The sequence below is a fragment of the Shewanella sp. 10N.286.48.B5 genome, assembly GCF_002874355.2.
Lineage (GTDB): Bacteria > Pseudomonadota > Gammaproteobacteria > Enterobacterales > Shewanellaceae > Shewanella.
In genome coordinates this window covers 45,943-66,133 of record NZ_MCVG02000002.1, presented here as the reverse complement: position 1 = coordinate 66,133, position 20,191 = coordinate 45,943, and the positions used below count along the sequence as shown (strand labels likewise).

The 20,191-nt window shown below is 41.1% G+C and carries 19 protein-coding genes; 10 read left to right on the top strand and 9 right to left on the bottom strand.

Annotated elements, in window-relative coordinates; all coding sequences use genetic code 11:
- Positions 1-814: 814 nt before the first annotated feature.
- The 5 genes from BCU57_RS15235 to yjjX form a co-directional block, all read right to left on the bottom strand.
- Positions 815-1,996: a membrane dipeptidase gene (locus BCU57_RS15235; RefSeq protein ID WP_102439724.1), complete on the bottom strand. Its 1,182-nt coding sequence runs from the start codon at positions 1,994-1,996 to the stop codon at positions 815-817.
- Positions 1,997-2,030: 34 nt separating this feature from the next.
- A complete protein-coding gene (locus tag BCU57_RS15230) occupies positions 2,031-2,477 on the bottom strand; it encodes a SufE family protein (protein ID WP_102439723.1) in 447 nt (148 codons plus the stop codon).
- A 92-nt stretch (positions 2,478-2,569) separates the two neighbouring features.
- A complete protein-coding gene (locus BCU57_RS15225) occupies positions 2,570-3,820 on the bottom strand; it encodes a cysteine desulfurase (RefSeq protein WP_102439722.1) in 1,251 nt (416 codons plus the stop codon).
- Between the two features lie 148 nt (positions 3,821-3,968).
- A complete protein-coding gene (locus BCU57_RS15220; RefSeq protein WP_102439721.1) occupies positions 3,969-5,009 on the bottom strand; it encodes an NADP(H)-dependent aldo-keto reductase in 1,041 nt (346 codons plus the stop codon).
- A gap of 81 nt (positions 5,010-5,090) precedes the next feature.
- Complete coding sequence (gene yjjX / locus BCU57_RS15215; protein ID WP_102439720.1) at positions 5,091-5,648, bottom strand: inosine/xanthosine triphosphatase; 558 nt, start codon at positions 5,646-5,648, stop codon at positions 5,091-5,093.
- A 102-nt stretch (positions 5,649-5,750) separates the two neighbouring features.
- Here yjjX and BCU57_RS15210 point away from each other — a divergent pair, with 102 nt between their 5' ends.
- The 3 genes from BCU57_RS15210 to BCU57_RS15200 all read left to right on the top strand — a co-directional run bounded on the left by BCU57_RS15210 (position 5,751) and on the right by BCU57_RS15200 (position 9,873).
- Positions 5,751-6,524, top strand: coding sequence for a ribonuclease H family protein (locus BCU57_RS15210; protein ID WP_102439719.1), 774 nt, complete (start codon positions 5,751-5,753; stop codon positions 6,522-6,524).
- A 498-nt stretch (positions 6,525-7,022) separates the two neighbouring features.
- Entirely contained in the window at positions 7,023-8,315 is a 1,293-nt protein-coding gene (locus BCU57_RS15205; protein ID WP_102439718.1) for a serine/threonine transporter, read from the top strand.
- A 190-nt stretch (positions 8,316-8,505) separates the two neighbouring features.
- Positions 8,506-9,873 (top strand): L-serine ammonia-lyase, encoded by a 1,368-nt coding sequence (locus BCU57_RS15200; RefSeq protein WP_102439717.1) that lies wholly within the window; start codon positions 8,506-8,508, stop codon positions 9,871-9,873.
- A 90-nt stretch (positions 9,874-9,963) separates the two neighbouring features.
- Here the strand turns inward: BCU57_RS15200 and BCU57_RS15195 are convergent, their stop codons facing one another.
- Complete coding sequence (locus BCU57_RS15195; RefSeq protein ID WP_102439716.1) at positions 9,964-10,419, bottom strand: GNAT family N-acetyltransferase; 456 nt, start codon at positions 10,417-10,419, stop codon at positions 9,964-9,966.
- A 98-nt stretch (positions 10,420-10,517) separates the two neighbouring features.
- Between BCU57_RS15195 and BCU57_RS15190 the strand changes: the two genes are divergently transcribed.
- The gene (locus BCU57_RS15190) at positions 10,518-10,916 is read left to right on the top strand and encodes a hypothetical protein (protein WP_133126408.1); all 399 of its coding nucleotides are present in this window, start codon (positions 10,518-10,520) and stop codon (positions 10,914-10,916) included.
- A 196-nt stretch (positions 10,917-11,112) separates the two neighbouring features.
- Positions 11,113-12,450 carry a dicarboxylate/amino acid:cation symporter gene (locus BCU57_RS15185; RefSeq protein WP_102439714.1) on the top strand — a complete coding sequence of 446 codons (1,338 nt, stop codon included), beginning with the start codon at positions 11,113-11,115 and terminating at the stop codon, positions 12,448-12,450.
- 71 nt (positions 12,451-12,521) lie between these two features.
- Here the strand turns inward: BCU57_RS15185 and BCU57_RS15180 are convergent, their stop codons facing one another.
- Positions 12,522-12,938: an META domain-containing protein gene (locus BCU57_RS15180; RefSeq protein WP_102439713.1), complete on the bottom strand. Its 417-nt coding sequence runs from the start codon at positions 12,936-12,938 to the stop codon at positions 12,522-12,524.
- Positions 12,939-13,132: 194 nt separating this feature from the next.
- Here BCU57_RS15180 and BCU57_RS15175 point away from each other — a divergent pair, with 194 nt between their 5' ends.
- From BCU57_RS15175 to BCU57_RS15165, 3 genes are read left to right on the top strand one after another with little or no spacing between them, the layout of a single operon-like run.
- Positions 13,133-13,360 (top strand): hypothetical protein, encoded by a 228-nt coding sequence (locus tag BCU57_RS15175; RefSeq protein WP_102439712.1) that lies wholly within the window; start codon positions 13,133-13,135, stop codon positions 13,358-13,360.
- Positions 13,357-13,899 (top strand): GNAT family N-acetyltransferase, encoded by a 543-nt coding sequence (locus BCU57_RS15170; protein WP_102439711.1) that lies wholly within the window; start codon positions 13,357-13,359, stop codon positions 13,897-13,899. The genes BCU57_RS15175 and BCU57_RS15170 overlap by 4 nt, the downstream gene beginning before the upstream one ends.
- Before the next feature lie 50 nt (positions 13,900-13,949).
- Complete coding sequence (locus BCU57_RS15165) at positions 13,950-14,315, top strand: hypothetical protein (RefSeq protein WP_102439710.1); 366 nt, start codon at positions 13,950-13,952, stop codon at positions 14,313-14,315.
- A gap of 47 nt (positions 14,316-14,362) precedes the next feature.
- On the opposite strand, the gene BCU57_RS15160 is transcribed toward BCU57_RS15165, so the two are convergent.
- Positions 14,363-14,953, bottom strand: coding sequence for a GNAT family N-acetyltransferase (locus BCU57_RS15160; protein WP_157936448.1), 591 nt, complete (start codon positions 14,951-14,953; stop codon positions 14,363-14,365).
- 316 nt (positions 14,954-15,269) lie between these two features.
- Here BCU57_RS15160 and BCU57_RS15155 point away from each other — a divergent pair, with 316 nt between their 5' ends.
- A complete protein-coding gene (locus BCU57_RS15155) occupies positions 15,270-15,872 on the top strand; it encodes a flavin reductase family protein (protein WP_102439708.1) in 603 nt (200 codons plus the stop codon).
- A gap of 158 nt (positions 15,873-16,030) precedes the next feature.
- Here the strand turns inward: BCU57_RS15155 and metK are convergent, their stop codons facing one another.
- A complete protein-coding gene (gene metK / locus BCU57_RS15150) occupies positions 16,031-17,182 on the bottom strand; it encodes a methionine adenosyltransferase (protein WP_102439707.1) in 1,152 nt (383 codons plus the stop codon).
- 782 nt (positions 17,183-17,964) lie between these two features.
- Between metK and BCU57_RS15145 the strand changes: the two genes are divergently transcribed.
- Positions 17,965-20,049 carry a winged helix-turn-helix domain-containing protein gene (locus BCU57_RS15145; RefSeq protein WP_102439706.1) on the top strand — a complete coding sequence of 695 codons (2,085 nt, stop codon included), beginning with the start codon at positions 17,965-17,967 and terminating at the stop codon, positions 20,047-20,049.
- The last annotated feature ends 142 nt before the right edge of the window (positions 20,050-20,191 follow it).

Here is a 20,191-nt window from a genome sequence, read left to right as displayed (position 1 = left end):
AATACAATAAGAACTAAGCTTTTTGTATTTTTACTGTTGACGTTTTTAAATTCTATTTTCTGCATAATTAATTTCTATAATATGCAATTCTGTCGTTGTTTTTATCACACAAAGCTAACATTGATTTTGATATATCCAAGACACGCCGCAAACGCATCCATGTGGGCTTTGCGAAAACAAATAACATCCATGTTAAACGGCCAGTTCGGCATCCATGCCTCTCGCTCAGAGCGTTTCACACTGTGAAACTTCGCCATGTTTTGGTCATATTTGTTCCCGATAAATAATGACATTCCCGCCATCCTTGGCAGTCAGAAGTTCGCTGCTGCATCTACACTTACACTGGGATTATTGCTTCTTCGATTTGACTGTATTCGTGCCAAGTAAAAGATTAAAAAGATTAAAAAGATATAAAGCTAAAAATCCAAAAGACTCAATTTGAATTGAGGACGTTGAAGAAAATAGCGTGATGCTCACATGGATGTGAGCATAGCTTTCGCGGTGCAGGGATGCACCATCGGAAGCGTTAGCATTTTCGAATAAGACCGAAGCAGTCTACAAACGAAGTTAAAAGCCGGATCAATCCCCATCGAAAACTATGCGCTTTTCAGCATTTTTCGTTAGGGGCGCTGAGGGTTTGTTAAGGGGGACAAGCGCTTTCCCCCTTGACTCTGGTGTGGGCGAAGCGCCACGACGTTAATCCAAACGGAGTTTGGAAATATTTAAAAAAATAAATCAGGTGTGAACGAAGCGCCACAATGTTAATCCAAACGGAGTTTGGAAATAAAGGATGTAGGTCTAAATCCGATGTAAATTAAACCAACACTTGTTTAAGCACTCTTTGCCAGTTACCACCTAAAAAGCGGTCTCTATCGCTCGACTTATAACGTGCTTTGGCCAGTGCATCGTCAATACGGCTCATTCTGTCGATATGGTTAAGTTCTGGGATAACCACATGCTCAGGGGTATGGTCAAAGCCTAATACATTTTTATCAGCAAGACTTTGCCACCAACCCAGGTATTGTTTTACCCCTTCGGCGTTATTGTTATTTAACGCCAGTAAGTTTTCTTGGCCCCGCAGTGGGAAATCATTGGCAATGGCTACTGCATCCATGCCGCCCAGTCTAGCGACTCTATCAAGTTGACGAATATAATCATCAATGGTCGGCACAGGCTTATTGGTGAGCCAAAAGCTCATCATGAAAATACCAAACACACCGCCAGTGTCGGCAATAGCGCGGATCACTTCATCGGGTGAGCAGCGAGCATTATTGACGATGGAGCGCACAGCGCCATGGCTTTGCACTATGGGTTTAGTGGAGACTTTAGCGGTATCCAGTGCGGTTTGCGGACTTGAGTGACTGACATCGATAAGAATATTGTGACGATTAAGCTCGGCGATTAATGCCTTACCATCAGCGGTCAGTGGCTTATTGAGGCTTTGAAAGCCATCATTGTCTAATGCGCCACCGGCAAAGCGGTTGCCGTAGTGGTGGGTTAATTGCAGCACCCGTAAACCATGTTTGTGAAATTGGTCTAGTTGTGGCCAAGGCTTATCGCCACTGTTAGCGTTATCGGCATCGGCTTCAACACAGTCAGCGCCTTGGATTTGAAAGTACACCGCGGTGCGCTGCTCATTTCTGGCTTTGGCAATGTCGTTGCCTGTTAGCCCTTGTAATAAAACTGAAGGGTTATCATCGACCACTTTTTTAGCTTGTTTTATACTTTCAATACAGGCTTGGTAGGTGCGTTTGTAATTGGTGGTGCCATCGGGCTGTGTAATAGTTTCGATAGCGGAGATATCACAGATGTAAGCATCAAGTTTTGATTCGCGAACATCTGCTAGGTTTTCGGGCAGAAATGATAAACCATCAATATAGAGGCGCTTTTTGGAGGCGGCAAACACAGAAGTGCTATACAGCGGGCAAAGTAAGCTGGTTGCAGCGATCCCTTTAAGTAGGGTTCTTCTGTTTTGGTTACAAGCGCTTTCAGACATTGTTATTCCTTTTAACGCTCGTAATCATTATTGATTAGTTTGCGGCGTATTGCTTAATAGCATTGGCGAGTGCGGTAAGCCCATTGGTACGAGAGGGGCTTAATTGGCCGCTAAGTCCTAATTGTTCAAAATACTCAGTTAAGTCAAATGCACTAATGGCGGCACTGGTTTTTGTATGAGTTGCATATAACAGTATAGCAATTAGACCCTTAACTATACGTGAATCACTGTCGGCACAAAAAAAATGTTTGCCATCAATCGCTTTATGGTAAAGCCACGCTTGGCTTTCGCAGCCTTTTACTTGGGCTGACTCTAGCTTAAAGGCATCATCAAGTGTCGGTAGGGCTTTACCAACCAGCATGATTTGACGGTATTTATCTTGCCAGTTGCTTGCTGACTCAATCGCGCTGACGGCTTGTGCGACCTTATTATCTAGCGGTTTAAAACAGTGCTCTTGGGGTTGTGGTAATTGGTTAGTCATTTTCTCAATTTACTATCAGGTGGTGGAGAGTATTTGCAGCTATAAAGCTAAGGTTAAAAAGCCTGGCTAAAACATCAGGCTATAACTTAAGGTTATAACAGTAGATCTTTAACATTACCCAGCGCCGCGATAAACAGGTCAATGTCTTGCTTATTAGTATAGAGGCCAATGGATGCTCGGCAACAACCTTTAATGTTTAACTGCTGCATTAATGGCATGGCGCAGTGGTGGCCACAACGAACGGCTATGCCTTGTTGATCAAGTAGTATCCCAACATCTTGATGATGCTCTTGTGCCAAGTTAAACGCAACCACGCCAATATTATGCGGCGTTGCACCAATAAGGGTTATATCGCCTAAGTTTCTGAGTTCATTTTGCAAATAGTTCAGTAAGCTTTGCTCATGGGCCAGTAACTCAGCTTTTGGCAGTCCATTGATAAAACTAATTGCTGCGCCTAAACCGATAACCGCTGAAATCGCTGGGGTGCCCGCTTCTAATTTATTGGGCAGTTCCCCAAAGGTGGTAGCTTCAAAACTCACCGACTTTATCATTTCGCCGCCTGTTAGCAGCGGTTCAAGCTTATCGAGCTCGGCATAACGACCGTATAAGATCCCAACGCCAGTGGGGCCATACATTTTATGGCCTGAAAACACATAAAAGTCGCAGTTAATTTGTTGTACATCGACATCGATATGGGCGATGGCCTGAGCGCCATCAACAAGAGTGAGTGCACCTACTTGCTGGGCAAGCTCAACTAATTGGCTGACATCATTTACCGACCCCAGCGCATTGGTCACATGGCTTATGGCCACAAGCTTAGGTTTTAAACTAAGCAGTGCTGAATAGGCATTGATATCAATGGATAAATGCTCATTCAGTGGAATGGGTTTAACCACAGCGCCGGTATTTTTGGCCAATTGTTGCCATGGTACTAAGTTGGCGTGATGGGCGGCGCTATCAACTAAAATAATATCATTAGCTTTAAGCTGTTTGCTTAAGCCTGCAGCGACCATGTTGATCGATTCAGTGGTGCCGTGAGTGAAAATAACTTCTTCAGTTTGGCTAGCATTAATAAATTGCTTAACTTGATGACGAACGTGTTCATAGTTGGCTGTGGCTCTGGCTGATAACTGATGGGCGGCGCGATGCACATTAGCGTTATCATGCTGATAATACTGAGTCATTGCCTCAATGACACTAACAGGCTTTTGGCTGGTGGCTGCCGTATCTAAATAACACAATGGATTATCATCTAGCTGTTGATCCAATATTGGAAACTGAGATCGAATAGCTTGGTGATCAAAGGCATTATTAATTAAAACGGTATCCACAGGCACTGTCATTGAAAGCTCGTTAAGTTAATGATGAATCGCTGAAGTTATCGCTTCAGCATAAGAAAAGCGCTACGATCTTCATAGATTGTAGCGCTTATTGCAAGCATCAATATGCTGATTGGCAAAAGGTCTTATTAACCCCTGTTATTCACACTTGTTATGGGCAAGGCAAGCGATAAAGGTTAGACAGCTCGTTGATGCGGCCAATAAGCTCTGCGGACAAACTAACATCAAGGCTATCGATATTTTCTTTTAACTGTTCAAGATTGGTAGCGCCAATAATGTTTGAAGCGACAAAGCGTCTTGAATTAACAAAGGCTAAGGCCATTTGGGTTGGCGACAAACCAAACTCACGGGCTAAATCCACATAAGCTTGAGTAGCTTCAATTGCCATTGCTGTGCTGTTATAGCGGGCAAAGCGCTTAAATAACGTTAATCTAGCGTTTTCAGGCCACTGATTATTTTCATATTTACCTGTTAATGCGCCAAAAGCTAAAGGCGAGTAGGCCAGCAAAGGCAATTCTTCACGGTGGCTGATTTCAGACATGCCCACCTCAAAGCTGCGATTAAGCAAACTATAAGGATTTTGCACACTGACGATGCGGGGTAAGCCATGCTTTTCAGCTAATCGAAGGTATTGCATTAAGCCCCAAGGGGTTTCATTGGACACGCCGATATAGCGCACTTTTCCTTGGCGGATGACTTCAGCTAATGCTTCTAAGGTTTCTAAAATAGGGGTTTGATGTTCATCATCCAGTTGGTCGTAAAGTAGCTCACCGAAGTAATTACAGTGTCTATCAGGCCAGTGCAGCTGATATAAGTCGATGGTATCAACCTGTAATCGTTCAAGTGATGCATCAACTGCTTGGTGGATGTTGACCCAATCTAAGGCCATGTTTGGTCTAACAAAATCACTTTTAGGGCCTGCGGCTGACACTTTTGATGCAATGACTAAATTATCGCGATTACCTCTTTGTTTAAGGTAGTGACCAATAATGCGCTCAGTTTCACCTTGGGTGTCAGCACTGGGTGGCACAGGATACATTTCAGCGGTATCAATAAAGTTAATTCCACGACCAATGGCGTAATCCATTTGTGCAAAAGCTTGGGCTTGGGTATTTTGTTCGCCCCATGTCATGGTACCAAGACAAATCTTGCTAACATCAAGGCTAGAATGCGCTATGCGTTGATATTCCATTTAATTCTCCTATGGAAACGAGTTACTTCGAAGTTAGCAATCTTTATCCATAAAACAAAGTAACTTATTCCTATGGGCAAACTAATTGTTGAAAAATTCAGCATTCATAAAAGGCGCCATCGCTAAAATAATCGCTTGGGTGTAAATGCTTTCGCGGGTTGCTAAGCCGTGAGTGAGTAATCCAATTGCGCCGCCTTTTTGCTTAATGTTGTGGGTATTAAAGAGTTTATCCATAACATGGCCCAGCTCTTCACCTTGCTCTAGCGCTTGGTAAACTTGAGTGGGTAATGGCAGTAGCGCGCTGCGACCAACTGATAGTTGTTGGTTATGAATGATGGCCATATAAGCAAATGTCGCAGGGCCATGGTCAAAATTATCAACACCGCCTTCCATCGCGATAAAAAAGTCAGCCTCTTGGGCATTTGATTGGTATTGCGACTGGCAAAACTGGGCGCGATTAATGGCCCCTAATTTGGTTTCTGCATCTGTCATGGGTTGATCGGCCACTAACGAGGGCGCATGCATGCCGCTGCAATTGATTTTACGATCAGGAAAATACTGACTGATGGCCACTTTGGCTGCATTGATTTTTACGGGGTTATTTGAGCCGACAATAATCGTTAATGGTGCTTGAGGCATAAATTAGTATCCAAGTTTTACTGAACAGTTGGTGATTTTGCTACGTCATACGCTAAACTGGTGCGCATTGAGTATCTTAAGCGATTTTATAGAGAAGTCATTATGGCGAAGAAGTTTTATGTGGTTTGGGCAGGGCGTGAGACCGGCATTTTTACCAGTTGGGATTATACCAAGAAGCAGGTGGATAAATTTCCCCAAGCAAAATACAAATCTTTCCCGACTGAAGCAGAGGCTAAAGCGGCATTTGGCGCATCGGCAAGTAAAAGTATAGGTAAAGCGGCTTTTAGCGCGAAAAGTAAAGCTAGCACTGCGACTAAAACAACATCGACCAGCAAAGCTAAGATTGATTTATCCACTCATGAGGTGATGATATTCACTGATGGCGGCTGTGAGCCCAACCCTGGTAAAGCGGGCTCAGGCATGGCGATTTACCGTAATGGTGCAGTCGCTGAGTTGTGGTTTGGTTTATATAATCCCAATGGCACCAATAATAGCGCCGAATTGAATGCGCTTTATCAAGCGATATTAGTGGCACAAAAGGCCATTAAGGCTAATCAAACGGTTAAAATACTCAGTGACTCCCAATATTCGATTAATTGCATCACTAATTGGGCTTATGGCTGGAAGTCAAAAGGCTGGAAACGCAAGACTGCCGGTGATATCGCCAATCTTGAAGTCATTAAGCAGGCTCATGAACTTTATGATGCCATTAAAGATGATATGGAGATTGAACACGTTGCCGCTCATGTGGGGATTGAAGGCAATGAATTGGCCGACCGTATGTCGATTTATGCCATTGATCAAAAACTGACTGGGTTTGTCAAATATGACAAGGCGCTGGATGTCGCCGCCATATTAAGTTTAAGAACGGGCTAGCGATATTGTTATATCGTATATAACTTCAGTTGAGTCGAATTTACCGCTGTAAAAATGTAAATTCGACGCTTTGCTGGGTGAATATTAACTTTGCTTTTAGCTTACTTATCTATTTCCAGCTAACTTTCTTTTTCAAGCTAATCTTCTATTTCAAGCTAACCTTCTCGTTTCCCTTTCGACAGTGATAAGGCTATTTTATCATCGAAAAACCTTGAGTTACTTGATTGAAATAGTCAAGTATTCACTAGGTTATTAGTGTTTAAACCCCTTTGGCTTGTGACTTTGCAGTACATTCGCAGTTGATCATTTGTATCTAATGTTGGCAATTAAATTAATTGTTGTTAATGAAGCTGTATTAGTAACCAAGTTAATATTTGATCATGCGCACATTGCGCCTCTCTTATTGCTGTGTGGGATCAAAAAAATGAACTAGGTCACTATTCTCAAATAAGAACACTGTATTCTCCGCGCCAAATTAGTTACCTCAAAGGTTATTCCATGCAAAGAGATTCAATCAGTGCGCAGGATGTTGCTGTAGCAACTCAAGGTGAGCAAACTCAAGTTAAAGGCTGGAGTCGTCAAGATACCACTTGGATGTTAAGTCTATTTGGCACCGCTGTTGGCGCCGGTATTTTGTTTTTACCTATTAACGCGGGTATGGGCGGTTTTTGGCCTTTAGTCATGATGGCCGTTTTTATTGGACCTATGACTTACCTTGCTCATCGCGGTTTATCTCGCTTTGTGTGCTCTTCTAAGAATCCGGGTAGTGATATTACTCAAGTGGTAGAAGAGCACTTTGGCGTTAATGCGGGTAAAGCGATCACGCTGTTATACTTCTTTGCTATTTTTCCTATTGTGCTTATCTATGGTGTTGGTATTACTAACACAGTTGATAGCTTTATTGTTCACCAGCTTGGCTTTGCCTCACCGCCACGTTTTTTATTATCGGCATTACTTATTATTGGCATGATGTCAGTGATGGTTGCGGGTGAAAAATTCATGCTGAAAGTGACGCAATTTTTAGTCTACCCACTGGTTGCGATTTTGGCATTTATGTCATTTTACTTAATTCCTGACTGGAAAATGGATGCTTTGCAAGTGGTGCCATCGGCAGGTGAGTTTTTTGGTACTGTTTGGTTAACTATTCCAGTATTGATCTTTGCTTTTAACCATTCTCCTGCAATTTCACAATTCTCTGTGTCACTTAAGCGTGAGCATGGCAACAATGCAGCTAAAAAAGCAGATGTGATTTTACGTAACACCTCAATGATGCTTGTAGGCTTCGTGATGCTGTTCGTGTTCTCTTGTGTTTTATCATTAAGCCCAGCGCAACTTGCTGAAGCAAAGAGTGAAAACTTAGCTATTTTGTCTTACTTAGCCAATGTTCACTCAAGTGGTTTTGTGAGCTACTTTGGCCCTATTATTGCGTTTATTGCGATTATTTCTTCTTTCTTTGGCCACTACTTAGGGGCGACTGAAGGTTTAAAAGGCATGATCACTAAGCAATTACGTAGCAGTAATAAAGAAGTATCAGAGGCTAAGCTAAATAAATTCATTTTGGCTTTCATGTTCTTCAGCATCTGGATTGTTGCGGTTATTAACCCAAGCATTTTAGGCATGATTGAAGCGTTGGGCGGTCCGATTATTGCTGCAATCCTTTATCTAATGCCTATGTATGCTGTCCATAAAGTACCTGCGCTAAAAGCTTACCGTGGCCGCATTAGTAATGTGTTTGTGGTTATTGCTGGTTTACTGGCTATGACAGCGATTCTATTTGGCTTAATGAGCTAAATTAATTCAAGTTTTGCTGTAGTAGAGGAGTATCTTTGATGCTCCTCTTTTCTGTTTTATCTTTGCTGTTTTAGTGTGTTGTTTTGGTCCAAGTGAATTAAGTTAACTCAACTGATTAACTACAATCGATGTTGATTTGACATGATAGCCAAAACCGCGCGCTTAGATACAAAAGTGTTGAGGTACATCTATGTTTAGTGCATTTGAAATCTTTAAGATTGGTATTGGGCCATCAAGCTCGCATACCGTAGGCCCAATGAAAGCGGCTAATCGGTTTGTTGATGATTTAATTGAACAAGGACAGCTAACACAAATTACTAAATTTACCGTGGATGTTTATGGTTCTCTTTCACTAACGGGAAAGGGTCATCATACTGATATCGCTATTATTATGGGTTTAGCCGGTAATGAGCCTGAAACTGTGGATATTGAAGCTATTGAACATTTCATTGCTCAAGTGGCTAAAACCGAAGAAATTATCATTGGTGATGCGATTCATCATGTGGCGTTCCCAACTGATGCATTAGTGTTTCATCCTGAAACGCTGCCATTACATGAAAATGCGATGAAGTTGCATGCTTGGATTGGTGATGAGCGTGTTTACTCAAATACCTACTATTCAATCGGTGGTGGCTTTATTGTTGATGAAGCTGAGTTTAATCAAACACACTCTAATGGGGTAAAAGTACCTTATCACTTTAATTTTGCTGATGAACTCATGGCGCACTGCAAAGAGTCAGGTTTAAGCATCAGCGGTTTGATGAAGCAAAATGAGCTGTGTTTTCGCACTGAAGAAGAGATGTACACTGGCTTTAGTTTAGTATGGAAAACCATGCAAAACGCCATTGAAAAGGGCTGTCATACTGAAGGGGTGTTAGCGGGGCCGCTAAAAGTGTCACGTCGAGCGCCAGCGTTACATCGTGAGTTATTACGCTGTGAGCGTTTAAGTAATGATCCAATGGAAATAATTGATTGGGTTAACTTATTTGCCTTAGCTGTGAGCGAAGAAAATGCTGCTGGTGGCCGCGTGGTGACGTCACCAACCAATGGCGCTGCTGGGATTATTCCTGCGGTATTAGCTTACTATAATAAGTTTATTCAAAAGGTTGGCCCTAAAGAATGCAGTCGTTATTTTTTAGCAGCAGCGGCAGTCGGCTCGCTTTATAAACGTAATGCGTCAATCTCTGGTGCTGAAGTGGGCTGTCAGGGTGAAGTGGGTGTGGCGTGTTCTATGGCGGCGGCGGGCTTAGCTGAGTTAATGGGCGGCTCACCTTCACAAGTGTGTATGGCGGCTGAAATTGGCATGGAGCATAACCTTGGCTTAACTTGCGATCCAGTCGCAGGTCAAGTGCAGGTGCCTTGTATTGAGCGTAATGCCATAGCATCGGTTAAAGCGATTAATGCCTCACGTATGGCGCTTCGTCGTAATTCAGAGCCTAGAGTAAGCTTAGATAAAGTGATCGCGACTATGTATGAGACTGGCAAAGACATGCACTCTAAATACCGTGAAACCAGTCAAGGCGGCTTAGCCATTAAAGTGACTAACCTTTGTGCTTAATTTTTAGTTTGAGATAACAGCTTGAACTCAATAAAAAAGGCTTTCATTTGAAAGCCTTTTTTATTGAGATTTTTTGATAGTTGACGCTGATTAGTGAGCTTCTGGAAGCTGTTCAAACATCAAATAATGGCTTTGCTCCATGCCGAGTGCCTTATAGGTTTGCTGGGCGGCATGATTATCATGCTCTACATATAATCTGAAACTGGCCGCGCCGCCCATGTCCTCAGCCATTGCTTTAACTTGCTGATAAAGTTTGCCATATATTCCTTGGCGGCGGTTTTGCGGGCGTATATACACACTTTGGATCCAGCAATAGTTAGTTGCGCGCCAATCACTCCATTCAAGGGTGACCATTAATGAACCCACGATGTCACCATCTATCTCAGCCACTAAATAAAAGCCTTTTTCTGGGCTGCTTAGCATAGTGCTCACCCCTTTAGTGAGCTGTTCATTATCCAAGTGAAGCTGCTCAGTTTCCATTGCCATGGCTTGGTTAAATTCAACTAATGCTGATAAATCTGATAGTTGGCCTTTTCTTATTTTCATTGTGGCTCCTTGATATAAAAATAGTGCTAATTTTTATTCGACTAAAGTCTAAGCTGCTATGCTTAATAATTATACTTGTTTTGTTTTTGGGGGCAGTTATGGCAAAGCCACATGCTCAATGTCAATCAGGATTAAATTCTACGGTTCAGGCTAATAAAGCTGTCAGCTCATCGATTTACCGACGCTATCAATTTAGGGTTAGGCGATATTTTAGCCACCCTAATAGGATTCACTTAGCTCATGCTACTACAGTCAGATCGCTTACACAGCCTTCGATTAATCATTTGTTGCATTTTTTGCTCACCATAGTCACCTTTGGCTGTTGGGGCATGGTCTGGTGGTGGTTAATCTTAAAATCACGTGGCGAGGGCAATAATTTTCTCGCGGGATTTGATGATGATTACTGGAGTTACTTAATTGAAAGGGAGCGACCTCCGGCAGCACTTTATACTCTAAAGGTCGGTACTGATGAGGCTGAAACTGTTTTTGAAGCTTAATGCGCTTAAACCCTGTAATTTATAGTGTATAGACCTTATAAGGTGACCTAGATCATCTAATGTAGTTGAGGTGTCATGCTAGTATGCGTCGCCGATTTTTATCGTGATATATGCCACCTTTAGCGGTGCATTCGTTAGTCATATCATAAGCAGCGTACTTAATTACTCAACTATCAATTTTACAGGGTTTTAAATCATGTCAAAACATGCTCCTTCACTTCTTGGTCGGGCCTGGTCTCGCTGGATGTCAGTTCCTTTGTGGTTACAAATCCTCATAGGTATGGTGCTAGGTATTATTACTGGGGTAAGCCTAGGTGAAGATGCCAACTATTTAAAACCCATTGGTACTTTGTTTGTAAATACCATCAAAATGTTAATTATTCCTTTGGTATTTTGCTCGCTCATTGTTGGTGTGACCTCGATGCAGGATACGGCGAAAATGGGCCGAATTGGCTTTAAGTCTTTTGCCTTTTATTTAGGTACCACTTCGATTGCTATCAGTATTGGCCTGCTTGTCGGTTATATCATGCAGCCTGGTGCAGGTCTTGGTCTTAAAGGGGCTGCAGCTGCAGCCGATGTAAAGCAAGCGCCAAGCTTAATGGATACCTTGATTAATATTGTGCCGACTAACCCTGTCGCGGCACTAGCCAGTGGTCAAATTCTGCAGGTAATTGTATTTGCTGTGGCATTAGGTATTTCACTGGTGTTAATCGGCGAGCGTGGCAAGCCTGCGATTAAGCTATTTGAAAGCTTAGCAGAAGCCATGTACAAGCTGACTGACATGGTGATGAAGTTAGCACCTTATGGCGTGTTTGGCCTGATGGCTTGGGTTGCAGGTGAGTATGGCTTAGAGATGTTGTTGCCGCTAATTAAAGTCATTGTAGCGGTTTATTTGGGGTGTGCATTACATATTCTTGGTTTTTACAGCTTAGTATTAACTGTGTTTGGCAAACTCAATCCGCTGCAGTTTTTTAAAGGCATTGCTAATGCGATGGCGGTGGCATTTACCACTTCAAGTTCAGCAGGAACCCTGCCTGCGAGCATGAAGTGTGCCAGTGAAAACTTAGGTGTGAATAAAAAGATTTCAAGCTTTGTATTGCCACTGGGAACCACCATTAATATGGATGGCACAGCGCTTTATCAGGGCGTGACTGCGTTATTTGTTGCTCAGGCATTTGGGGTGGATTTAACTTGGGTTGAATACATAACGATTATTCTTACCGCGACTTTAGCCTCAATTGGCACTGCGGGTGTGCCTGGCGCTGGTTTAGTGATGTTGACCTTGGTGTTAACAACGGTAGGCTTACCACTTGAAGGTGTGGCAATTATTGCCGGTATCGACCGAATATTAGATATGGCGCGAACAGTGGTTAACGTTTCAGGAGACTTAGTGGCAACGACTATGATTGCTCGCTCTGAAGATGAACTTGATGTTGAGCATTATAATGCGGATATGGAGCAGTCTGCGATGATTGTGCAGCAGGCAGAAACTGAATTACAACAAACTGAGTCACAGGTAAAAATACCTAGCTAGCATCATGCTGTGAGCGATTGATACAAAAAGAGTGAAGCCATGGCTTCACTCTTTTTTTGTTTAATCGCAAGCTAATCTTGTTTAGCCAATACCAATAAGGTGGCGCCATCTTGAGATTTTAGTAATAGCTTACCCGATTTCGCTTGTTTGATATTGGTGACTAACGTCATTGCTTTCATAATACTTTGCTCTTGCTGCATCAATACTTCAACACAGGCCATTCTGGTAGTGCCTGCAGGCGTTAAGCTTAGCTTATCTTGTTGCTGGCTATAATCACCAAAGAAGCGGTTACAGCTGTTGTTGCCAGATAATTTACCTTCTTCAGCAAAGGTAATTTGTGCAGGGCTATTATCAATCACAGGATTTGATAGCGCGGTTTCAATATGCCAACTGCCAAGTAGATTGACTTGTTCAACTGGAGGCGGCGCACTTTGACAAGCACTGAGTCCAAAAATAATACAACACGCGCCGAGGAGAGGTTTGAACATGAGAGGCATTTCCAAATAGGGTCGTTAATAGCCATAGTATATACTGAGTCACATTGATTTTTTTCATCTTGAATAATAATTAATGATAATTTACTGATTTTATTACCGCCTTATTTAATCAATAAATGTTAAATCAGCCGAATCTGCCCGATAAGGCGATACAATAAGGCTATTAGCCAAAAAGAGTGAGTTTAATGAGTAACATTTTTAAAATTTTGCATGCCGTTGGATTGATTTTTGTCGCCGTCGGCGCTGGTTTGTATTTATTCACTGAAGTGGCTAGTCAAGTCTCTGGCATGTTAGTCGTGGCGTGTTTAATTGGGCTTGGGTTTGTCATCATGGCGCCTTATCCGGTAGCCCTGGTTTTTAGTTGGGCGCAAAAACAAGCCGTAAACTCAACTGATGATGAGCAAGATAAATGAAAGTTAGTTATCGATTAGCCCAACGAGATGATGCCGCTGAAATTGCTCAGCTTGAGCTAACTCATATGCATGATGAGCTAGGGGCAAATGGACAGGGGATGGCAGGGCAACACTTTTCGGAGCCGCAAATTACCAGCTTAATTAATCAAGGCTGGATAATGCTGGCTTGCTGCGATAGCAAGATTATTGGTTATGTTATTGCTGGCCCTTGGTCCCTATTTAAATCTTGGTCTATCTATCAAGCGATATTAAAGCGCTTACCCAGTATCGAAATGGGTTATAGCCGTTTATCTGAGAGTAACAGTTGCCAATATGGTCCTATTTGGATCCATAGTAATCATCGCGGCCAAGGTATTTTTGAACAACTGGTTAGTCAGTTAGCAAGGCATGTAGGCAAAAAGCTACCTTATATGGTCACCTTCATTGCTGAAGATAATGCATTATCTTTTGCCGCACATACCCGTAAGGCATCGATGGAAGTGGTCGATTATTTTGGCTTTCAGCAGCGTGATTATTATTTACTGGTGTTAGCTAATTAGTATCGTACTCTCATCGAAAAAGACATCAAGATGAGGTTTAAGAGGTCACTATGGAACAAAATACAACTCAGCTGTTTAATGAGTTATTTGCATCTTATTTGTCGTTAAGACTATCAGCATTCGAGAATTTAAAAATTGTAGTGGGTGTGCTTGCGGCTAATGATTTGGATTGTGAAGCATTTGAGCTTAATAAGCAGCCGACAACCAGCGGGAATGCTCAGTCAATATATGCAGTAAAATGGCAAGACCAATGGATTTTATGCGGGCGTTCAAATGGTTATCAAGAGCAAATTGTGCTGAGTACTGACAATCACCTACTTGATACTGACAATGGTCGAGTGATGAATGTACCAGTTTTATCATTACAGCAGATTTCCTTTATGTGTGTCGAAACTGCGCATTTTGATCACTGTTAACGAAACGATTATTAACGCGAAGTTTTTAACAAGCGGTTGCTTTTAAACTATTTTCTAGAAGAAAGTTGAGTCTGCAGCTGCATTAGCACCAATGGTTTTTGTGGTGAATGATGTTTTAGATAAAGTTGTTGAATATCATTTGTCGCCAGTTTTACCTCATTGAAGCCATGCTCTTGATAAAGTTGGGTTAAATGGGGTAAGGAAAATACAAAACATTGCTCGCATTTTAGTTTTTCAGCAATGAATGCTAGCAATGTATGGGCAAGTCCACCGCCTCTATACTCACTAGCAACGACAAGGCCGGTTACCAACTGATATTGGCCAATGGGCTTTATTCTTACTACCGCAATAATACTATTGTCAGGATTATTGCGACTCTTTCCTTTAGCAATAGCGGCACTAGAAACTGTATTAACAGGTTCATTCATTTCTTTATCAATATTCGACCGCTGTAACTGAGTATCTTGAGCCATGATCACCGCTATATCTTCTTTCATTGTTGGCTTTGAATAAGGCATCTGTTGTTTGTAAAACTGTTTCAGCATTGACCAGCACTTTTGTTGCCCGGCTGTCATCGCTGGTGCTATTGACGTTTTGAATTGAGTGACATCATCAAATAACCATTGGGTTTTACGCATTAAATTTTTACCTATTGAGTATGTAGAGCGATAAAGTTCTGAAAGGTGAAAGCTCATTCTTTTGTTATTGGATGGCACAATTTTAATGTTTAATTGATGGCTTAGATAGAAAAGACTCGCTTCATTACTCCCTTGTTAGAATTGAGCAATTGTCATTCTGAACAGCGGTTTGATATCTTGCAAAGGAGTTTCATCTTTAACCGATCAAAATGTGTTGGGTTAACATATTTTTAAAACCTATACAGCGTACATATCTGGCATAGTACTGTTAAAGTTGAATGTGATTTACCCTATTAAGAATATTTGCGAGAGCCTAATGTTATTGTCGCCACAACAGTTAAGTAAGCAACAAATATATAAGTTATTGATTGGTGGAGTAACGCCTAGACCCATCGCATGGGTTTCCACTATTTCTGTTGATGGGGTGGCCAATTTAGCACCTTTTTCGTTTTTTACTGTGGCCAGCGCTAACCCGCCAGTGCTGTGTTTCAACCCTATGGGCATGGATGATGGTCAGGAAAAGGATACGTTAACTAATATTCGCCAACAGGGTGAATTTGTCATCAATACAGTGAGCTATCCTGATTTAGCGGTGATGAATGAAACTTGCCATCATATTCCTGCGGATATAGATGAATTTGAGTATGCCAACATTGAAAAAGCCCCAGCATCTATAGTTAAGCCGAGTCTCGTTAAGCAAGCGCTAATTAGCTTTGAGTGCCAGCTTAATCAGATTATTGATTTGGGCAATGAACCGTTATCAGGCCATTTAATATTAGGTAATGTCGTCGCTATTCATGTTAAAGATGACATCATTGAGGATTTTAGAATCGATAGTGACAAATTAGATGCCATAGGAAGAATGGCCGGCAGTGATTACTGCTTAACCAGAGAGAAGGTTAAGCTTACTCGTAAGTAGTGACCGTTTATGTGCTCTGCAGAACTGTAGCGAAATAAAACTATAGCGAAATAAAACTATAGCGAAATAGTCCAAGTTGAATCAATCAGCAAATTATAGATATAAAAAAACCGTCAATTGACGGTTTTTTTAGTTTTACATACTGTAATGAGGGCTAATTATAGACCGGCATCAGCACGTAAGATTTCAGCTTTATCAGTCGCTTCCCATGGGAATTCGTTACGGCCGAAGTGACCATAAGCAGCAGTTTGTTGGTAAATTGGACGAGCCAAATCCAACATCGCTGTTAGGCCGTAAGGGCGCAGTTCGAAGTGTTGACGAACTAACTTAATTAATACGTCTTCTGATACTTTACCGGTACCAAATGTTTCGATGCTAATTGAGGTAGGCTCTGCTACACCGATTGCATAAGAAACTTGGATTTCACAACGATCTGCAAGACCTGCAGCGACGATGTTCTTCGCTACATAACGTGCTGCGTATGCAGCACTACGGTCAACTTTTGATGGGTCTTTACCTGAGAAAGCACCACCACCATGACGCGCCATGCCGCCATAGGTATCAACGATGATTTTACGACCGGTTAAACCACAGTCACCTACAGGGCCACCAATAACAAAACGGCCAGTTGGGTTGATGAAGTACTTAGTATCTTTGTTTAACCACTGTGATGGTAAAACTGGCTTAATGATGGTTTCCATTACGCCTTCGATTAAGTCTTCCTGACTAACATCTTCACGATGTTGAGTTGATAGAACGATTGCATCGATACCAACAATTTTACCTTCATCATAAGCAAAGGTAACTTGGCTTTTTGCATCTGGGCGAAGCCAAGGTAAGGTGCCATCTTTACGTACTTCAGATTGACGTTTCACAAGTTTGTGAGCGTAAGTAATAGGAGCAGGCATTAATACGTCAGTTTCGTTGCTGGCATAACCAAACATTAAACCTTGGTCACCAGCGCCTTGTTCTGCAGGATCACTGCGGTCAACACCTTGGTTGATATCAGGAGACTGCTTACCAATGGCATTTAAAATGGCGCAAGAATCAGCATCAAAACCCATATCAGAATGAGTGTAACCAATTTCACGCACTGTTTTACGCGTGATTTCTTCGATATCAACCCATGCAGAAGTTGTGACTTCACCACCGACTAATACCATGCCTGTTTTTACGTAAGTTTCACAAGCAACACGCGCTTTAGGGTCTTGCTCTAAAATTGCGTCTAATACTGCATCAGAAATCTGATCAGCGATTTTATCTGGATGACCTTCTGAGACCGACTCAGAGGTGAACAAGTGGTTTGCCATAATGGGAAATCTCGTCTTTTTGAATTTGAACGTGTAGAGGTATCTACATCTAGACGTCTATTTTAGTCGAATTTAAAAATGATAACACCCCCCAATACGATAATAAGTCAAAAATTGTGCAATGCCGCAAATAATTAAATTCAACCTAAAAGCTTGTTTAGGAATTAGTTGTGCTTATCTTTATGATTGTATTAGTTTAATGTGTTTTTTGTGGTGATATTTTTTAAGGCTGTATGCTAAATTAAACAATTTATTTAGCCAGTGGATCTGGGCTTATCAATAGAGGCCCCCTTATTGACTTACTAGAAATATGGTCATTAAGCCTTATGTAAACCAGCAAGATTCCACTTTATTGCACCTATACAGAGTTTGATAAGCCTTAAGAGAGGCTAAGCTCTGAAAAAATACTGTGGTTAACCTCGTGTCTTTATTGAATAAAATCAGACAAGTAAGTTGTATTTTAAATAATGCTGCTGTGCCTTTAGCATTTATCACTAAAAAAAGCGCTAATATCAACACAAATCGCTTGTTAAATGAATGTAAACGTAATTGTTAGCTGGTACGCTATTTTGTATACTACCAAGCTATAACTCATAATATTTATTTATATAAAGTGACTGTTTATATTTCGATACAAGTTGTAACACTGGTTAATTCCTATATTAACAGTGGCTTAATTAATTTTGTATCAAACAACTTGTGCGTAGAATGGTTTTTATTTGATTTATATTTATGATGACTAGTGAAAATAATAATAATAACAAATTACTAGGTGAGACTTGATGGCATTACTTCAGTATCAAATAGGGCCGTGTACGTTAGATTGCAGCATAATGACCTTAAGCTGTGGTGATAAGACAATTAAGTTGTCGGCTAAAGTGTTTGAGTTGCTGAAACTGTTTATTGATAGTCCAGATCATATTGTTTCTCGCCAAACAGCAATTGATACCATCTGGGATGGTAACCAAGCTGTTGGTGAAAAAGGTTTCACTAATTCAGTATGGCTAATACGAAAATCCTTTAAAGATTTACATATTGAAGCTGATTTACTGCTGACATTACCAAAACTTGGTTACCAATTAGTGTTACCGATTTCATTAATTTCTTCAGCTAATGAGGAGACGAGTCTTTCAGATATCACTCACAAAAAGGCAGGCCGTAAACATACCGTGTTGGCAGTTTTTGTGCTCGCATTTGTGATACTACTCAGTTATTCCGCTTATCAATTTATCAAATCTTTTACAGAGCCTGAAGCCGCAGCCGCTTTGGCGTCACCAATAAAAAGTAAAGTGACCAATTTTGAAGGGGTTGAAGAGCATATTGCCGTGTCCAATGATGGCAAATACCTTGCGATGCAATGGCGTAATGGTCAGCAACCGGGCAAAATTTATATTAAAGAGCTTAATAACAATGACTCGCCACTGAAATTAATTTCGTTTGTCGATAGTGAAGAAGCTTCTCCCGCTTGGTCGCCGTCCGATCAAAAACTGGCTTACGTGCGAGTTTTAGCTAGTGGTGTTTGCCAAGTAAGAGTAAGGCATTTACAGCAAAATACCGATGATCTTGTGACTGAGGGCTGTTTTTATTTGCCATTTAAACGAGTACTGAGCTGGTCAAAAAATGATGAAGATACACTTATTTTTGCGAAGCAATTAACTGATAGAGTGGCTTTGTTTTCATATTCGATGTCGACAAAGCAAAGTACACAATTAACCAAGCCCGGTAAAAACGAGGTAGACTTTTCGCCTCATCAATTGATCAATAATGATGAAATTGCGTTTATCAGAGAAAAAAGTTCATCACTTCAAATGAGCCTGCTATTAAAACGTGGTGAAAGTGATGTTGTTGATTTAATAGCGAATAGTGTCAGTATTATTGACTATGACTTTAGTTATCAAAATGACAGCTTTTATGTGAATCATATTGAAGGATCAAATTTAGTGATCTCTAAAATTGATCTGTTAGGTAATGTTCAGCATACCATTCCATTTACTGGCTTAATCAGTAGCGTCACTTATTCCGATGTGACCGAGACGCTATTTATTAGCGAGCACATTTCAAAAGAGTATATTGCACAACTGAGCTATCAAAACCAAAAAGTACTGCGAAAAATCTCCTCATCTTCACGAGACATGTATGCCCGTTATTCAAAAAAGACTGGTGATATTTTATTTTTGTCAAATCGTTCAAAATTGTGGTCCACCTGGAAAAATAACCAAGTCACTAGTAAAAACCTGACTAAAAGCATGGGGAATGCAGGGGTCGTGGGGGTATCGCCCACCAGTGAGATGTTTGCCGTCACCATCAACCGAAATGATAAACAAACCTTATATTTAGGTAATATTCAGTCGGAACTATTTGAAAGAGTTGATATTGGCGATCTTGCAGCCGAAAACATCAGTTGGTCTAAAGATGGCAAGGCTATCTATTTTAAAGGCACTGAAAATGAGAGTAGTGGCATTTATCGTTATTCACTTGATGATAAATTACAGCCAATTAAGTTTGGCCAAGGGAATTATGCTGTTGAAGGTGAGTCCCCAGATATACTGTATATGTCGAAGTTTAATTTAAATGGTATTTGGCGTTTTGATGCCAATACTAATGAAGTTAGCCAGATTACCGATCGTTTAGCTAAATATGATTTTGGCTCATTTTACTATGAAGATGGCTTTGTATATTTCGTCGAACGCACAGTAAAACAAGACCTGATCCAACGAATCAACGCTGCTGGCGAGATACAAACTGTGATGTCATTTCCAGCGAATACAGTGCGCAAGTTTTTTGGTTTATCAAGCGCTGATGAACAGTCTTTATTGTTAACATTAAAGGTTGCTAACGAGGCCGATGTTGTTGGTTATCGCCTCTAACTAGTGTTGTTAGTGTTATGTTTTGCGTAGTTAACTGTCTGTATTTAAATAAAAAAGATAATTAAAAGATATAAGCTAGACAAGCGCAGATATAAATATGAGTATTAAATGAATCTGAGGTTGTTGTGACAATGTTCCTTGC

Bases quoted from the DNA above. Each gene is read 5' to 3' on its own strand.
- BCU57_RS15165 (WP_102439710.1), top strand. From the start codon at position 13,950: ATGGAACAAAATACAACTCAGCTGTTTAATGAGTTATTTGCATCTTAT.
- BCU57_RS15175 (WP_102439712.1), top strand. From the start codon at position 13,133: ATGAGTAACATTTTTAAAATTTTGCATGCCGTTGGATTGATTTTTGTC.
- metK (WP_102439707.1), bottom strand. From the start codon at position 17,182: ATGGCAAACCACTTGTTCACCTCTGAGTCGGTCTCAGAAGGTCATCCA.
- BCU57_RS15185 (WP_102439714.1), top strand. From the start codon at position 11,113: ATGTCAAAACATGCTCCTTCACTTCTTGGTCGGGCCTGGTCTCGCTGG.
- BCU57_RS15160 (WP_157936448.1), bottom strand. From the start codon at position 14,953: ATGCGTAAAACCCAATGGTTATTTGATGATGTCACTCAATTCAAAACG.
- yjjX (WP_102439720.1), bottom strand. From the start codon at position 5,648: ATGCCTCAAGCACCATTAACGATTATTGTCGGCTCAAATAACCCCGTA.
- BCU57_RS15155 (WP_102439708.1), top strand. From the start codon at position 15,270: ATGTTATTGTCGCCACAACAGTTAAGTAAGCAACAAATATATAAGTTA.
- BCU57_RS15145 (WP_102439706.1), top strand. From the start codon at position 17,965: ATGGCATTACTTCAGTATCAAATAGGGCCGTGTACGTTAGATTGCAGC.
- BCU57_RS15235 (WP_102439724.1), bottom strand. From the start codon at position 1,996: ATGTCTGAAAGCGCTTGTAACCAAAACAGAAGAACCCTACTTAAAGGG.
- BCU57_RS15225 (WP_102439722.1), bottom strand. From the start codon at position 3,820: ATGACAGTGCCTGTGGATACCGTTTTAATTAATAATGCCTTTGATCAC.
- BCU57_RS15180 (WP_102439713.1), bottom strand. From the start codon at position 12,938: ATGTTCAAACCTCTCCTCGGCGCGTGTTGTATTATTTTTGGACTCAGT.
- BCU57_RS15170 (WP_102439711.1), top strand. From the start codon at position 13,357: ATGAAAGTTAGTTATCGATTAGCCCAACGAGATGATGCCGCTGAAATT.
- BCU57_RS15195 (WP_102439716.1), bottom strand. From the start codon at position 10,419: ATGAAAATAAGAAAAGGCCAACTATCAGATTTATCAGCATTAGTTGAA.
- BCU57_RS15230 (WP_102439723.1), bottom strand. From the start codon at position 2,477: ATGACTAACCAATTACCACAACCCCAAGAGCACTGTTTTAAACCGCTA.
- BCU57_RS15200 (WP_102439717.1), top strand. From the start codon at position 8,506: ATGTTTAGTGCATTTGAAATCTTTAAGATTGGTATTGGGCCATCAAGC.
- BCU57_RS15205 (WP_102439718.1), top strand. From the start codon at position 7,023: ATGCAAAGAGATTCAATCAGTGCGCAGGATGTTGCTGTAGCAACTCAA.
- BCU57_RS15220 (WP_102439721.1), bottom strand. From the start codon at position 5,009: ATGGAATATCAACGCATAGCGCATTCTAGCCTTGATGTTAGCAAGATT.
- BCU57_RS15190 (WP_133126408.1), top strand. From the start codon at position 10,518: ATGGCAAAGCCACATGCTCAATGTCAATCAGGATTAAATTCTACGGTT.
- BCU57_RS15210 (WP_102439719.1), top strand. From the start codon at position 5,751: ATGGCGAAGAAGTTTTATGTGGTTTGGGCAGGGCGTGAGACCGGCATT.